The following is a 13450-nucleotide window of genomic DNA, read 5'->3' as shown; positions in this document are numbered from 1 at the left end:
GTTACTTTTGGGTTTTTAATTTTTCAATAGTATGGCTTAGAAATTCTTTTTTACTATTACGTAACATTATTATTGCAATTAACCAATTATAGCCCTCTAAAATCTTGATCTTATCAAAAATGTATTTACTGCCTAGAATTTCTATTAAAATGAATGAAATGTAAATCATGCTGACAGTCTTTTGGAATGTACCAAATTCTATCAACCAGTTTTTGGCGGTTGTGTTAAATGCAAAAAAGAAACCTAAAATAGCTAACAATAAATTCAGAGAGAGTACCAACGTAAAATATCTAAATGCAACCCATCCTTTATTTTGGTATTCCTTCCATTCTCTTAATGCAAGTTCGGTTATATGCTCATTAGTTTCCTTTTCGACCTGGATTTTTAGTTGTTCTTTATCTTTATTTTCATATTCTGCTAATTTCTTTTCCAGTTCTTCTAGTTTAGTATTTTTTCGTTCATTTTCCCTTTTTATATTTTCTATGAAATTTTCATCCCTCAAGAAAATCAATGTTTCGTCAATATTTTGTTCGTTAATATTGTCTGGTGAATTGTTTTTTTCTTTCAATTCAATATTCAAACGAACAACATCCTCTTCATTTAATTGGCCATCCTTGAATTGTTTGTTTATTTTGTAATATTCTCGAGCTATTGTATTATTAGTATATGAACTGAGAATAATTTTCGCTTTGTTTATCAAATCGAAAGATTTTGGTACGTAATTATCCAAGTTAAAACCCTTTTTAAGCTTAAACCAAAATCTTGAAATGGCGAAATCTATATCCTTTGCAAATGCAGTATCATCTTTGTTAAATTTAACCGCATTATTGTGTGCTAAATACTTTGAGAGTGCATTTTCTGTAATATAAATATCGCTTATTTTTTCAAATGGGAGATCGTTCCTACCTAACCTCTTAAAGTTAATTTTGCTAAACAAAACTAATTGGCTGTAGCAAAATTCTTCATCGAAAGGTCTTTTGTTCTTTTTAGCTTCAGCTTCGAGTTCTGTTATAACATTTTGATCAACGGCATTATATTTTGAATGTTTAGCAGCATCAAATTCAATATCGTATTCGACAATGCCTTTTAACTTAAGTTGATTATAGAAATTTACCTGTTTTGCTTTAATGTCGCTAACGGTATTTGCGCCCTTAACAAGAGTTTCCATGGCAATCTTGGATGGATCTATGGTTTTCTTTCCACTGACAATTTTTTCACCAATGAAGAAAAAGCCATCGATTTCTACCTTAGTTTCATGTGGATAAAATAATCGGATTTTTTTCTCTCTATTTTTATTACTAGGCTTATTGCCTTTGTTTATATCGTTTACGAGCATATAGAAGTCATTAAAAATTTCTTCAAACAGTATTCCATTATATCCCAATGCATTGAATAAGTGCTCTGGAGCTAAAAAAATATCCAAATCAGTATTCCATTTGCCCAATTCATTTAAATCAGCAGTATAAGATAACCCTTGATATAATATAATGCCCTCTCTAATTGAATTCAAGTTGTTTATGAATTCAGTATTGCCTTGATTACTCACTACAAATGCTCCTATCAATTCGGAATATTGATCGGAATAGCCATTGTCCATAGTGAAATGAGTGAAATTTTCAAAAATCTTAATTTCCTCATCTTTAGATATTTCTTTTCCCAATTTATTCGAAATATATTGATATAAGCTTTTTATTAAGCCTTCATTTTTATCATTTACTTCTACAAGCTCTCGTTCAATTTCTTCAAAATTTTCTTTTATGCTTTGATGAAATGTATAACTATTAATAACTTTTGTAAGTTTACCTTCGAACCTGTGTCTAAGTGTAGTCTTGATTACTGATTCTGGTATTTCAAAACCATATACTTTTTTTAGGAGCCCCTTGATTTCTTCAGAGGTATACGTTAACTTATTTTCGTAGATTACTGCACCTCTAACAAATTCTGCAAGAATATCGTAGATATTATTATAATCTTCCCTGTCATATAGTTTTCGGAATAAAGCAACAGAGGCTAGTAAGTTATTTTTTCTCATTGAGTTAAGCGTTATTTGGCTTATAATATTAACTAAATAATATTTAAAAAGAAATTCTAAATTTATAATATCTTAAATTTTAGATCAATGTCTTACTTCTTGGATAAATATGTCCAAAAATAAAATCGAAGTTGTCATTTATTATTAGCAGTAGTGTATGATAAGAAGCCCATTCAAGCCACGCAAACGTTTTTCATTCTCATTCCATTCATATGATTTCGGAACCTTTATGGGGCTATGGCATAGTCATGATGATAACCACTTCCTGCTTAAAATCTACGGAATGGATGAAGGGATTTTGCCAATTATTATAATTACCATTTGAACTATGCCTTAGAAAATGACTTGATCAATGAAGAAGATTTTTTCAGTCATGTCTGGCAGATTGTTCAATCAAGGATTAAACATTTCGAAATGCAAGATCCTTTCTCAAATAATCACGGCATGTACAGGCAGAACCTTGCAAAGCTCCAACAGTTCCAAAAATACTTGAAGAACTTAGACCAATGGAATGCCAGACCATCTAAGATTGTTATCGCCGAAAAAGATGAACTCATCCAGAACCAAAAACAAGAAATCGAAAAACTAAATGCGGAATTGGCGGAGTTGAATCAATATGAAGTTTCACTGAAGATCCTCATTGATGATGGACATCTGCCAACTTTCATAGATGTTATTCAACAATTGCGTGAGTTAAAACTGCCATCGAGGAGAAAACTGCTAAAAAGCGACCACAAAATCCCGTATGCTAAGATGATCGCGAAATATTTCTCACACGGTGGTAAGGATATTCCCATCGAAACCGCTCGAAACTACTTTGTCGACAAGAAAGGAGATATAACTATTAAAGGTACTTCGATACAACCAGAGCATCGCCTTTTCAAAGTTATACCAATAGAACCTGCAAAAAAATAGCAGGCAGTTCATCCACTGTATATGACCAGCCCAACTCGTTGGTCATTGTTTCAACCATTTCCCGCTACAAATTTGCTTCCGTAAACTTAAAAACGGAGGCATTATGCAGATCGAGATCTTAACGAGAGAAGAGCTCCACAGGTTCAAGTCCGAACTTATAGAGGGGATTAAACAGACCATCAGAACCGATGAAACGGTAACCAACAAACAATTCCTCCGCAGTTCGGAGGTAAGGAAGCTATTGAAGATTTCATCTGGCACCTTGCAGAACCTTCGCATAAAGGGAATACTTCCCTATGAAAAGATCGGTGGCATATTCTACTATGCACATGCGGACATCGAACAGTTGTTGGGCGAAATCAGAAATTCGTAATGGGAACGGCAGAACAACTGGCGAGCTTTCTGAAGCTTGCCAGCGGGAACAGGCATTTCCGTCAATCACACCTCAGCCTTTATTCGGCCATACTCATGTACCACGACAAGGCATCGCGCCAAAATCCGTTTCGGGTTTCAAGGCGGGAACTGATGAAACATTCGGCCATCCGTTCCTATGCGACCTACCACAAATGTATGGGCGAACTGATCGCAAACGGCCTTATCGAATACGAACCGTCGTACCACCCTAACCTTGCCAGCCGGGTTACCTTGTTGGACAATAATAGCTAACCATGAGGGTTAGGCACGTTGCAGAAAAGTCCTTTTCCTTCTTCGGGAAAAGGAGCAAGCGGAAGTTGGGCAGAGCCCTACTTTACTTGCCCCACGCTACGCTGTGGGGGTTTCGAGAACCCTCCAGGGTTCTTGGCCACTGTTAAAGCGGCATAGAAGTCGAAATTGGAACCCCCTTAAGGGTGCGATATAACTGGTTATAAAGACATATGGATATGCAGGAAACATTGAGAACGGTAAAATATTCAGTGCAGGATGATGTGAAATTCGAGAAGATCGCCCTCAAGCTCGGCAGGTCAAAGCGTTTGGTATTTTCCCAGATGCTGGACTATTTCTATCGGAGCAAAAAAGATCCGACCGACCTGAATGATGAATTGTTAAAGAACACCATCCTTAAAGGGCAAAAGGAATACATAGGTTTCATCAAGACACAGGAGACCGAACTACTCATTCCCATCAAACGTGATTCGGCTAGGATGATCGAGGTGATGAAGAAGATAATTGACAGCTTCAATGGTCAGATACTGAAGCACAATGATGAGATGCTGTCAAACCAGTCGGCACAGGCAAAAAGACTGGGCACTTTGCACGAAGTAGCCAGCAACATCGAGATGAAAATAATCACAAAGGAAAGGTTGAAGAAGAATTTCATGCTGATACTAAACAGCTACATCAGGGAAAGGGAACGAATGGGCATGATGACATCGGGAAAGGAAAAAGAGGAACTAGCTGAACAGACGCGTAAACAAATAGAACTGCTCTGATATGTACATCAATATTACCGACAGCCTAACCGCAAACAACAAGGGAAGCAGCAGGGAGTTGGTGCACTATCTTGAAAAGGAGAACAGGATCAAAGATAAACTTGAGCCACAATTTTGGTTTAATCATACTGGCAACAGGATCGAATCCTATGAGGTGCGGCATTTAATAGATAGCAATATCGCCAAGCTCTGCAAGGCCGATGCAAAGTTCTTCTTGGTCAACATCAGCCCCAGCCAAAAAGAATTGAAATACCTCGAAGAAAACTATGGTAAAAGGGAGATGATGAAACAACTGAAAAAATATGCCGAAAAGGTAATGGACGAATATGCAAGAAACTTCAAGCGTGAAGGAATCAGTTCCGCCAAAGACCTGATGTGGTTCGGCAAGATCAAGAACCATCGCTACTACAGCCACAAGGACAAAGAAGTATTAAACGGTGAACGGAACCGTGGCGAGAGAAAAGAAGGCAACCAGATGCACATTCAGATTATCGTAAGTCGAAAGGATGCCAACAACAAAATCAAGCTAAGCCCAATGAACAATTCAAAGGGCAAGAACGAGACACATTCCAAAAAGCTTGGACAGTTCAACCGTGTGGCATTCAAGCAATCGGGAGAGACCATCTTTGATAGGCTTTTTGGTTTTGACAGGGGGCTAAAGGAGACTTTTGCGCATGCCAACGTACAGAAGAAAGGTAGCATCGCTCAGAGGGAACAAATGGATATTCTTGAACTGTCAACAAATCAGCACCATAATTTTGAGCATGTTAATGAACTGGCACGGGATGTAGCAGATGGGCTTTTTTCAACGGTTGCGGATATAGTCAAGGTAACAGGTCAATCGATCAGTGGATTTATCGAGGCAATGCTGGAACCAGTTCAATCGATCGAACCTGACGTAAATCCAGTGGAACTTTCAGAACGGAAAAGGCGGAAGCGGCAGATGCAACAAAACCAAGGCCTTGGGCGGTAGTCTCAGATTCCCCCCCCCGCGCATTTGCGGCCTGCAAAAACGGCCAGCCCACACAGCCGCGCTGTTTTCGCCCCAGCATCTACGGAAAAGATTTTGGCGGTTGCCTGCTCTTTTCCGGTCTATTGTTGCTGGGGATGTATGCCCATAAAAAGAAATTGCATAGCTGGTAGTTTAACAGCAGTTCCCACATGTTGTATGATGACTTATCATCTTGGCGAGCACTGGCGGTCTCACTATGGAGCTGTACAAGCAGCACTGCTATAATTTGATTTATCAGCTATATCACCTAGAATTGTTTTCTTCCTTTTAATCTCATATTGACATGAAATCCGCCGCTGCAGATACCATTATCGCTGGTGATCGGTGAGCATTTGATGATCTCACCCCATGGCTGTGCAGGCAGCCTCAAAAAATAATTTGTCGGTACCCATGTCTTTTGGTAATCTCCCGTTTCTATATCGCATCGACATGAAAAAACCCTACGTTCTATCTGGAAGATTGTCTTAGTGGGTAATCTTAAATCCCACTTTCGGCTGCGCAGACAGCCTCAAATATATTAGTTTAGATTTTAGCTTGTATGCAGCTTTTTTCTAACATGAAGCTCGCCACTGCGTTTCCTGAATTTATCAGGTTAGTGTGCATAAAATATCCCACCCTATGACTGCGCAGGCAGCCTCAAATCATTAACTATCTTCATAAATTAACCCCAATTTTTCGAATACGAGGTACGCCATTGCAGTCCGTTTTTTACAGTCGGGTTGGTGGGCATAATTGTAATCCCACGCTATAGCTGTGCAAACAGCCTCTTATTTAATTATTCAATGATAAGTTGTATGCCAGCCTTTTCTGCCTTATATGTAATCTTTTCTTTCAGGCTGTAATAGCTCCAATTTTTCAGTAGGAACTGGTCGTCTTTGGCTATTTCTTCCTTTTCCTGCTGGTTGACCAGAATGAGGGTAGCTGCCTTGTGTTTTACGCAGAAGTCGATCAGCATACGGCTGTAGAGATGCAGCTTTTGTTCTACGTATCTCTTTTCAAGGTGCTGGTAGTCCTCGAGGCTCTTCATCTTCCGTTTTTTGCCATGTCCACCACGGTTATACGGTACGGCTTTTTTCACCCTGTGTATTGCTGCCTGTATGGCCAGCCTACGGTGCAGGAATTCCTCCTTGTTACCAATGGAATGTTCCAGGCTACCGATCTTTACAATTACTGGGTGCTCGATGGAAAGGGAGGATTCGGCAATGATCTTTGGATCAAGAGCATGCTGCTCCTTTTCGACCTCTATTGCCGCAAGCAGGAATACCTTACCATTATCCAGCTGGAGATGGCTGGCACGCATTTTTAGTTTACCGGTCCTGATCCTTTCGAGCATGATCTTCTTATCGGATCTGTCCCTGCCGAGATATGTCCTAAAAGGGATCTGGAAAAGCCTAAATGAAAAATCCTTGTTATCGGCGGTATGCGCAAGTCCGCAGAGCACCTCTGCGCCAAAGGGCAGGGGTATATTGCGCTTATAGTTTCTAAGGGATTTTTCCCCCCGCCAGTAGGAATCCTTCTCCTTGTTGAAATTTGTAATGAGCGTATTATTGAGGTTGCTGAGAATATTCGTTGGGATCTGTCCTTTGAAATGATTGGAGAGCAACCTGTAAGTGGTATTCTGCCTTGAGGATATCAGGATACCATTTTCATCTTTTTTATGGTCGGCAATCTTCAGTTTGATTTCCTCGGTCAGATAGAAGAAGTCCTTCACCTGTTCCTGAACAAACTGATGGCTCATGATCATATTGGCAGCACGGAAACAAATCCGTTGCCAGTTATATAATTGTTCCCTAGCTTGGTGTAGAACTTGTGAGTCTTTGGTATCAATGAGTAGTTGGATTTTGCGAGTCAGTATCATTGTGTTTTTTTCCATATCAAATGACTTTTATTTTTTAATTTTTAAAGATGCAGCAGCGAAAGCCTGCTGAATATGCCCTTGGGGTAAGTTCAGTTCTTCGGCGATCTCGGCAAAGCTGTAACCCAAAGTATAGCGCATACGCAAAATTTTGGACTGTTCTTCGCTAATATCGCCTTGGAACGTGAACCTGCTGTTCTTAACGGTAACCAGCTTCTTTGTATCTGCAACGATTGATTTCAATTCGCGCAATATCTTTCCTACCTTATTTGCAACTTGATAATCCGAAATGCCACCCAAATGAGAGGCAATGCTGCCATAATCGAATGCGTAGCGGAGGCAGAGGCGGATGAATAGTTGCTGATCAGCACCAATTTTGGGAAGTACCGCCTGTACCATTTGCCAGCGTTCGGTATTTTGGTCTGATTCCGGCAGATAATGCATTGTATCAAATTCTATATCAAATTGAGTGTCATTATCGCCTATAAATTCCTGATAATTTTCGATATCATCAAGCCGGAATATATCGCGTTCGAAACGGAATTTGGAACTGCGAAAATAAGCTTTGAAGCCATCTACAGCCAATTGAGTAACGAAACCGCAGAGCTGCTCTGGTGAGGAAATATTCCGACGCGAAAGCCACAGCCGTATAAATGCTTCTTTAACGATTCCATCGGCACTTATATCATCTTTTATGTAACGAAGGCCTCGATGGTAGAGGTTGGGCTGTAATTGCCGATAGAAAAATTCCAGGCCCTTTTCGCTGCCCTCGCGGAACTGTTCAAAGGCACGACATGTTTTTTCAAAAGATGATAAACTGGTTAATCCCATAGATGCTCATTTAATTTTTAGTTTAAAGGAGTCTATGAAGTGGTTTAAACGAAATAAGACGTGGAACCCACTTACCGCAACTGAGGTCGTAGGAGACCTGAACACGAATAAGTAGGCCCACGCCTATAGCGTGAGCACTTTTGACTTATCCCCGTGTTCTTTTGAAATTTCCTACGTTTCAGTTACGAGACTCTAAGTGCGAAATGCCTCAATGGTTTATAATGAAGTATCGCAAATTTAGCTTTTTATAGCTTTAAATTAATACCTCTAAGTTAAAAAACTTTAGTGGTATATCCAAGTATACCATAATTATTTTTAATAAAACTGATATTCCACCTATGGAATTAATTGATGTCGGTATATTAAAGGTGAAGCTAGGTGAACATATTAGGCTACTTCGCGAAGAAAAAGGATTAAGTATAAGGCAGTTTGCTTTACAGGCAGGCATTGAACACCCACAGTTGATAAATATTGAAAAAGGAAGAGTAGATCTAAAGTTGACTACAATATATAAGATTAGCAACGCTTTAGATATTGAATTATCGAAGCTATTTAAATTTTCTTTAAAATAAAGCCTTCTGATAGGATAAAGAGGTAAGCTACATCCAGATATAAATTTCATTTGCGTAATCCAAAAAGATTATCGTCTTCCGTATCTATTCGATTCTTTTTTTTCACTGAGTTGCTTCTCCAAAATTTTTAATTGCGTGATTTGTATTTTGTCTTGAACTATCTGTTGCCTGTGCCAAAAAAAACCACCTACTAATACAATAATTATCCCGCTCCACCACATTATTTCAAATCTTAACAGCAGAGACGTATGGTAATTCGGAAGATGGTACCTCAATAGATATTGGTTTGCCAAAACACCATTTCGAATTTTTATACTGTCACTTTTGTATTTTGACTTTATTTGAGCAACATCACTTATAGAACTCCGAGGTGTTAAATTTGTATCTTGCGAGACCAGCGCACTATCCATTGATTTCTTAAAAGACAAATTCAACCTCACCATGCTGTAATTCTGGGTTATCGAATCGATTTTAGCGGTCGTATCAGGTATTTTTGTAACAAAATCATTTCGCAGATAAAGGCCTGTTATAATTAGAATAATCCCCGAAATAAAGAGAAATTTATAAAATGAGTCGTAAGGTAGGCTTGGAATAGTCATAAAATTTAATTATAATCAAATTTAACCTAATTTTATTATCATATATCAAATGTTCCAAAAACTTGTTTTTGCAAAATTGTTCAAACTATCTACACATAAGATTCAGACCCTTCAGTCAAATGATTTTTTGGATCCTGAGTTTTTCTTTGCCTAACTAAAAGAATTGCAAAAGCCTCCTCATTATCAGATAGGTATTGAAACAAAGCCATTGACTTATCGTCAATGGCGATGTCCCTAGAGTTGCCAAGTGATATTTCAGAAATAAAATGCTAATTGTTAAACATGTAACCATTAAAGTTTCTCATTTCTTCCATTATTCATGTTAAAGATTAACCGATATTTTGGAATGTCTAGAAATGGCGTTTGACCTGGTGTATTTCAGTGATAGTGATCAAATTTGGATATTTATAAGATAGCCAACTTTTGTTTAAGAATTGCCATGTCTTCACTTACCTTAATGTCTAAGATTTTAGCGTAATGCTGGGTAGTCCTGATATTCGTATGTCCGAGCATCTTTGATACGCTTTCTATAGGTACGCCATTCAATAGCGTAACGGTAGTGGCAAAAGTATGGCGGGCAATGTGTGAGGTGAGTTTCTTTTCAATTCCGCACAGGTCGGAAATCTCCTTCAGGTATTCGTTCATCTTTTGATTGCTGGGAACTGGAAGAAGCGAGCCTTTATTGAGGCAAACTTTGTTGGTGGAATATCTATCAACAATCTCAACAGCTGTTGAAAGTAGCGGAACCGACGATCTTGTTTTGGTTTTCTGCCTATTGGTAAAGATCCATCGGTCGCCATCAATTCCCTTTCTGATATTCTCCTGTTTCAGTTTGAAGACATCGACATAAGCCAAACCAGTAAAACAGCAGAAAATAAAAACGTCTCTTACCTGCTTCAATCTATCCGATAAAAACTCTTTGCCCGCGATATGAGCCAATTCCTCTTTGTTCAGATAAAAGCGATCGACGTTCTTCGTTTTGCCTTTATAAGCGGTAAATGGGGATTTGTCTATCCATTCGTTCTCCATACAGATACGAAGGATCTTTCCAAGATTTTTAATGTTCTTTACCACATAATTGTTCGCACAGTTCTTATCAGACCTTAGATAATGGTCAAATCCATTCAGAAATGCCTGGTCGATAGTTCTAATATCCATATCGGCTACACCATATTTCAAAGGGATAAAAACCTTAAGGTGTCTTTCCAAGACTTTATAACGGTTCAATGTGCCACGGACGTAATCTTTACCCACAGGCTGCTCCATTTTTAGGTTATGGTCGGCAATCGCTTCCAATAGGGTATGGGAATTGGTGAGCGTACCAAGGTAACTGGATTTAATTGCATCTGCTGTAATCGGCAACCCCATATCGAAAACACGTTGATGGGCATAATAAACGGCATTCTGCAATTGGTCAAGATGGGTGTTCAACACCTTGATCTCTTCTTTTGAGCCGATAGCTCTGCCACCCTTGGCGTTCCATCGCTTAGGGTCGCAATCCCGATTGGTGGCCATCTCTACACGATTTCCCTCTACGGTAATCCTCATGTAGATCGGCACATTTCCACTTACATAGTTCTTTTGCTTTTTCAAATAGAAAAGCAGGCTAAAATTGGTCTTCATAATCTAACGATTAAAGGTGAAACAAAAATAGCTTTGCAACTAAATCTACACAAGATGTTCAGTTTGTAACAACCTGTACAATAAATGATTATGTACAATTCGGTGAGTCAATTTTAACCGTTTTGCCTTACTCACCGAATCACTCACCAAAGTTTTGTGAATTCGTGCGATTTTTGGCAATTCCCTAAAAGCAAAAACCCTGCTAATCGTGCGATTGCAGGGTTTTATACATTTTGATAGTCTTTGGTGTGATCCCGCTGGGATTCGAACCCAGGACCACTACATTAAAAGTGTAATGCTCTACCAGCTGAGCTACGGAATCGTTTTTCCTTGTTGTTTAAGGAGGTGCAAATATAGGGATAATAATTAATCGTGCAAATCTTTTTTTATTTTTATTAGAAGCGTTTTATTGAGCCCTTTACAACTGTCTGATTTTTAAAAATATAGTCGCCAAAAAAAAATAAAAATTATTTAGTCGACTTCGGTATAAAGTTTAAAAACGACTGGAACTGCGCCTTATGCTTGTTTTTATCCAGTTTAAAGTAGAAAGCACCGCGACGGGAATTCGATTTATCTTTTTCTGTTTGCTTAATTAACAGACCACTTGCAGTGATTTTACGGATGAAGTTCCGGTTATCAATAGGGGTGTCATATACCTGCTCATAAAGCGATTGCAATTGTGGAATGGTAAATTTCTTTGGCAGTAGTTCAAATAAAATAGGATGGAGGGCTGCCTGATAACGGATCTTATCCATCGCGGCTTGCACCATTTCGTTATGGTCGAAAATCAGTTCAGGAACTTCCGCAAGTTTAAACCACTCGGCATGGAACTGGTCGTTAATCTGTTTGCTGTATTTATTGATGTCGATTAAAGCAAAATACACCACCGAAATAGTACGCTCAATCGGATCACGATCCGGGCGTCCGTAGGCATGGAGTTGTTCGAGGTACACATCGTGCAGGCCCGTCAGCTCCAAAAGGATACGCTTGGCGGCACCATCCAGGTTTTCTTCGTCGCCGATAAATCCACCCATCAAGCTCCATTTATCTTTTACAGGTTCGATAGCCCTTTTGATGACCAGGAGTTTCAATTGCTCGCCATCGTAACCGAAGATGATACAATCTACCGCTACAAGTACAGGTTTCTGGTTAAGGTATTTAGCCATTTTTAAGCAGAACGTTTTAGGTTGTTGTGAATGATTTGCTAACATTGCAAACCGATGCAAATTATGCGATTTTTTCTGATGTTATAAAGTCAATTCAATATTAACTCAAATATTATTGATAATCGTTACAATGACGATAATATATTTTTCCTACTTTAGCCTTAACCAAAATAAATCTTTATGAAGAAAATTTATCTTAAGCCGGTATCGGTTGCGGCCATTTGTGCTGCTATGTTCCTGTATTCGTGCCAGTCTAAAACAGAAAAGTCTGTCCAATACACCACTGCGTTGGACAGTACCAAATACGAAAGCACTATTGATGGTAAAGCCGTTAAATTATACACACTCAAAAATAAAGACGGTGCAAGCGTAAGCATTACCAATTATGGCGGAAGGATTGTTTCGCTTATTGTTCCTGATAAGGATAATAAACTAACGGATGTGGTTTTAGGCTACGACAGCATTGGGGCCTACCGCAAAAAAGGCGAACCGTTTTTTGGTGCGTTAATCGGCAGGTACGGTAACCGCATTGGCAAAGGGAAGTTTACTTTAAATGGCGAGCAATATCAGTTACAGCTTAACGACGGACCTAACACACTCCACGGTGGAACTGATGGTTTTTATTCAAAAGTGTGGGATGCCAAACAATTAGATGGGCAGAAACTGGAGCTGACTTACATAGCTAAAGATGGTGAAGCGGGTTATCCTGGTACATTGAATGTTAAAGTAATTTATACGCTAACGGATGATAATGCGGTGCAGATCGACTACGAAGCCACTACAGATAAAGCTACGGTGGTGAACTTAACCAACCACGCCTATTTTAACCTGAACGGTGAAGGGAACAATACCATCCTTGATCATGAATTAACCGTTGCTGCAGATTCGATTACGCCAGTTGATTCTACTTTGATCCCAACAGGAAAGTTAACTGCTGTTGCCGGTACTGCATTTGATTTCAATAAGGCGAAAACGATTGGCAAATCTATTGAAGATAAAGACGAGCAGTTGAAATATGGCAAAGGGTACGACCATAACTTCGCTTTGAAAGCACACGATGCTAAAACATCAATTGCTACGGTAAAGAGTACGGTAACTGGAATTAAAATGGATATTTACACCTCAGAGCCGGGTTTGCAGTTCTACAGCGGAAACTTCCTAACCGGAGCTGATAAAGATGGTAAAGGAGGTAAGTCATATCCGCACCGCTCAGCGATTTGCCTGGAAACACAGCATTTCCCTGATGCACCAAATCATCCTAACTTTGCTTCCACGGAGTTGAAACCAGGACAGACATACAAAACGAGTACAACGTATAAGTTTTCGAAGTAGGTAATCTATTTTAACCACGAAGACACAAAGAATGAAGGAGCTCCTGCGTTGCAGGAGTTTTTTTGTGGGTAGCCACGGAAACA

12 protein-coding genes and 1 tRNA gene are annotated in these 13450 nt (G+C 39.1%); 7 read left to right on the top strand and 6 right to left on the bottom strand.

Annotation, left to right across the window (positions count from 1 at the left end):
- Nucleotide 1: 1 nt before the first annotated feature.
- The gene (locus R2Q80_RS16310) at nt 2-2032 is read right to left on the bottom strand and encodes a hypothetical protein (RefSeq protein WP_316800618.1); all 2031 of its coding nucleotides are present in this window, start codon (nt 2030-2032) and stop codon (nt 2-4) included.
- 321 nt (nt 2033-2353) lie between these two features.
- Here R2Q80_RS16310 and R2Q80_RS16305 point away from each other — a divergent pair, with 321 nt between their 5' ends.
- The 5 genes from R2Q80_RS16305 (at nt 2354) to R2Q80_RS16285 (ending at nt 5350) form a co-directional block, all read left to right on the top strand.
- A complete protein-coding gene (locus R2Q80_RS16305) occupies nt 2354-2947 on the top strand; it encodes a hypothetical protein (protein ID WP_316800617.1) in 594 nt (197 codons plus the stop codon).
- A gap of 103 nt (nt 2948-3050) precedes the next feature.
- Complete coding sequence (locus R2Q80_RS16300) at nt 3051-3320, top strand: helix-turn-helix domain-containing protein (RefSeq protein WP_316800616.1); 270 nt, start codon at nt 3051-3053, stop codon at nt 3318-3320.
- Nucleotides 3320-3613, top strand: coding sequence for a hypothetical protein (locus R2Q80_RS16295; protein WP_316800615.1), 294 nt, complete (start codon nt 3320-3322; stop codon nt 3611-3613). The genes R2Q80_RS16300 and R2Q80_RS16295 overlap by 1 nt, the downstream gene beginning before the upstream one ends.
- A gap of 209 nt (nt 3614-3822) precedes the next feature.
- Nucleotides 3823-4377: a BfmA/BtgA family mobilization protein gene (locus R2Q80_RS16290; RefSeq protein WP_316800614.1), complete on the top strand. Its 555-nt coding sequence runs from the start codon at nt 3823-3825 to the stop codon at nt 4375-4377.
- A gap of 1 nt (nt 4378) precedes the next feature.
- Complete coding sequence (locus R2Q80_RS16285; RefSeq protein WP_316800613.1) at nt 4379-5350, top strand: DUF5712 family protein; 972 nt, start codon at nt 4379-4381, stop codon at nt 5348-5350.
- Nucleotides 5351-6164: 814 nt separating this feature from the next.
- On the opposite strand, the gene R2Q80_RS16280 is transcribed toward R2Q80_RS16285, so the two are convergent.
- A complete protein-coding gene (locus R2Q80_RS16280) occupies nt 6165-7247 on the bottom strand; it encodes a hypothetical protein (protein WP_316800612.1) in 1083 nt (360 codons plus the stop codon).
- A gap of 27 nt (nt 7248-7274) precedes the next feature.
- A complete protein-coding gene (locus R2Q80_RS16275) occupies nt 7275-8075 on the bottom strand; it encodes a sigma factor-like helix-turn-helix DNA-binding protein (protein ID WP_316800611.1) in 801 nt (266 codons plus the stop codon).
- Nucleotides 8076-8413: 338 nt separating this feature from the next.
- Between R2Q80_RS16275 and R2Q80_RS16270 the strand changes: the two genes are divergently transcribed.
- Nucleotides 8414-8647 (top strand): helix-turn-helix transcriptional regulator, encoded by a 234-nt coding sequence (locus R2Q80_RS16270; RefSeq protein ID WP_316800610.1) that lies wholly within the window; start codon nt 8414-8416, stop codon nt 8645-8647.
- 1004 nt (nt 8648-9651) lie between these two features.
- Here R2Q80_RS16270 and R2Q80_RS16265 read toward each other — a convergent pair.
- The 3 genes from R2Q80_RS16265 to R2Q80_RS16255 all read right to left on the bottom strand — a co-directional run bounded on the left by R2Q80_RS16265 (nt 9652) and on the right by R2Q80_RS16255 (nt 12035).
- Nucleotides 9652-10869, bottom strand: a complete 1218-nt coding sequence (locus R2Q80_RS16265) for a site-specific integrase (RefSeq protein WP_316800609.1) — start codon at nt 10867-10869, stop codon at nt 9652-9654.
- Nucleotides 10870-11118: 249 nt separating this feature from the next.
- Nucleotides 11119-11191: transfer RNA gene (locus R2Q80_RS16260), tRNA-Lys, on the bottom strand.
- 145 nt (nt 11192-11336) lie between these two features.
- Nucleotides 11337-12035 (bottom strand): NUDIX hydrolase, encoded by a 699-nt coding sequence (locus tag R2Q80_RS16255; RefSeq protein ID WP_316800608.1) that lies wholly within the window; start codon nt 12033-12035, stop codon nt 11337-11339.
- 180 nt (nt 12036-12215) lie between these two features.
- Between R2Q80_RS16255 and R2Q80_RS16250 the strand changes: the two genes are divergently transcribed.
- Nucleotides 12216-13367 (top strand): aldose epimerase family protein, encoded by a 1152-nt coding sequence (locus tag R2Q80_RS16250; protein ID WP_316800607.1) that lies wholly within the window; start codon nt 12216-12218, stop codon nt 13365-13367.
- The last annotated feature ends 83 nt before the right edge of the window (nt 13368-13450 follow it).

Origin of the sequence: Pedobacter frigidisoli, from assembly GCF_032678525.1 — a bacterium.
Taxonomy (GTDB): domain Bacteria; phylum Bacteroidota; class Bacteroidia; order Sphingobacteriales; family Sphingobacteriaceae; genus Pedobacter; species Pedobacter frigidisoli_A.
The sequence above is the reverse complement of the archived record's forward strand: the minus strand, read 5'-3'. Positions and strand labels throughout refer to the sequence as shown.

Excerpts from the sequence above, each read along its gene's own strand:
- R2Q80_RS16310 (WP_316800618.1), bottom strand. The coding sequence starts at position 2,032 with ATGAGAAAAAATAACTTACTAGCCTCTGTTGCTTTATTCCGAAAACTA.
- R2Q80_RS16300 (WP_316800616.1), top strand. The coding sequence starts at position 3,051 with ATGCAGATCGAGATCTTAACGAGAGAAGAGCTCCACAGGTTCAAGTCC.
- R2Q80_RS16295 (WP_316800615.1), top strand. The coding sequence starts at position 3,320 with ATGGGAACGGCAGAACAACTGGCGAGCTTTCTGAAGCTTGCCAGCGGG.
- R2Q80_RS16290 (WP_316800614.1), top strand. The coding sequence starts at position 3,823 with ATGGATATGCAGGAAACATTGAGAACGGTAAAATATTCAGTGCAGGAT.
- R2Q80_RS16285 (WP_316800613.1), top strand. The coding sequence starts at position 4,379 with ATGTACATCAATATTACCGACAGCCTAACCGCAAACAACAAGGGAAGC.
- R2Q80_RS16280 (WP_316800612.1), bottom strand. The coding sequence starts at position 7,247 with ATGATACTGACTCGCAAAATCCAACTACTCATTGATACCAAAGACTCA.
- R2Q80_RS16275 (WP_316800611.1), bottom strand. The coding sequence starts at position 8,075 with ATGGGATTAACCAGTTTATCATCTTTTGAAAAAACATGTCGTGCCTTT.
- R2Q80_RS16270 (WP_316800610.1), top strand. The coding sequence starts at position 8,414 with ATGGAATTAATTGATGTCGGTATATTAAAGGTGAAGCTAGGTGAACAT.
- R2Q80_RS16265 (WP_316800609.1), bottom strand. The coding sequence starts at position 10,869 with ATGAAGACCAATTTTAGCCTGCTTTTCTATTTGAAAAAGCAAAAGAAC.
- R2Q80_RS16255 (WP_316800608.1), bottom strand. The coding sequence starts at position 12,035 with ATGGCTAAATACCTTAACCAGAAACCTGTACTTGTAGCGGTAGATTGT.
- R2Q80_RS16250 (WP_316800607.1), top strand. The coding sequence starts at position 12,216 with ATGAAGAAAATTTATCTTAAGCCGGTATCGGTTGCGGCCATTTGTGCT.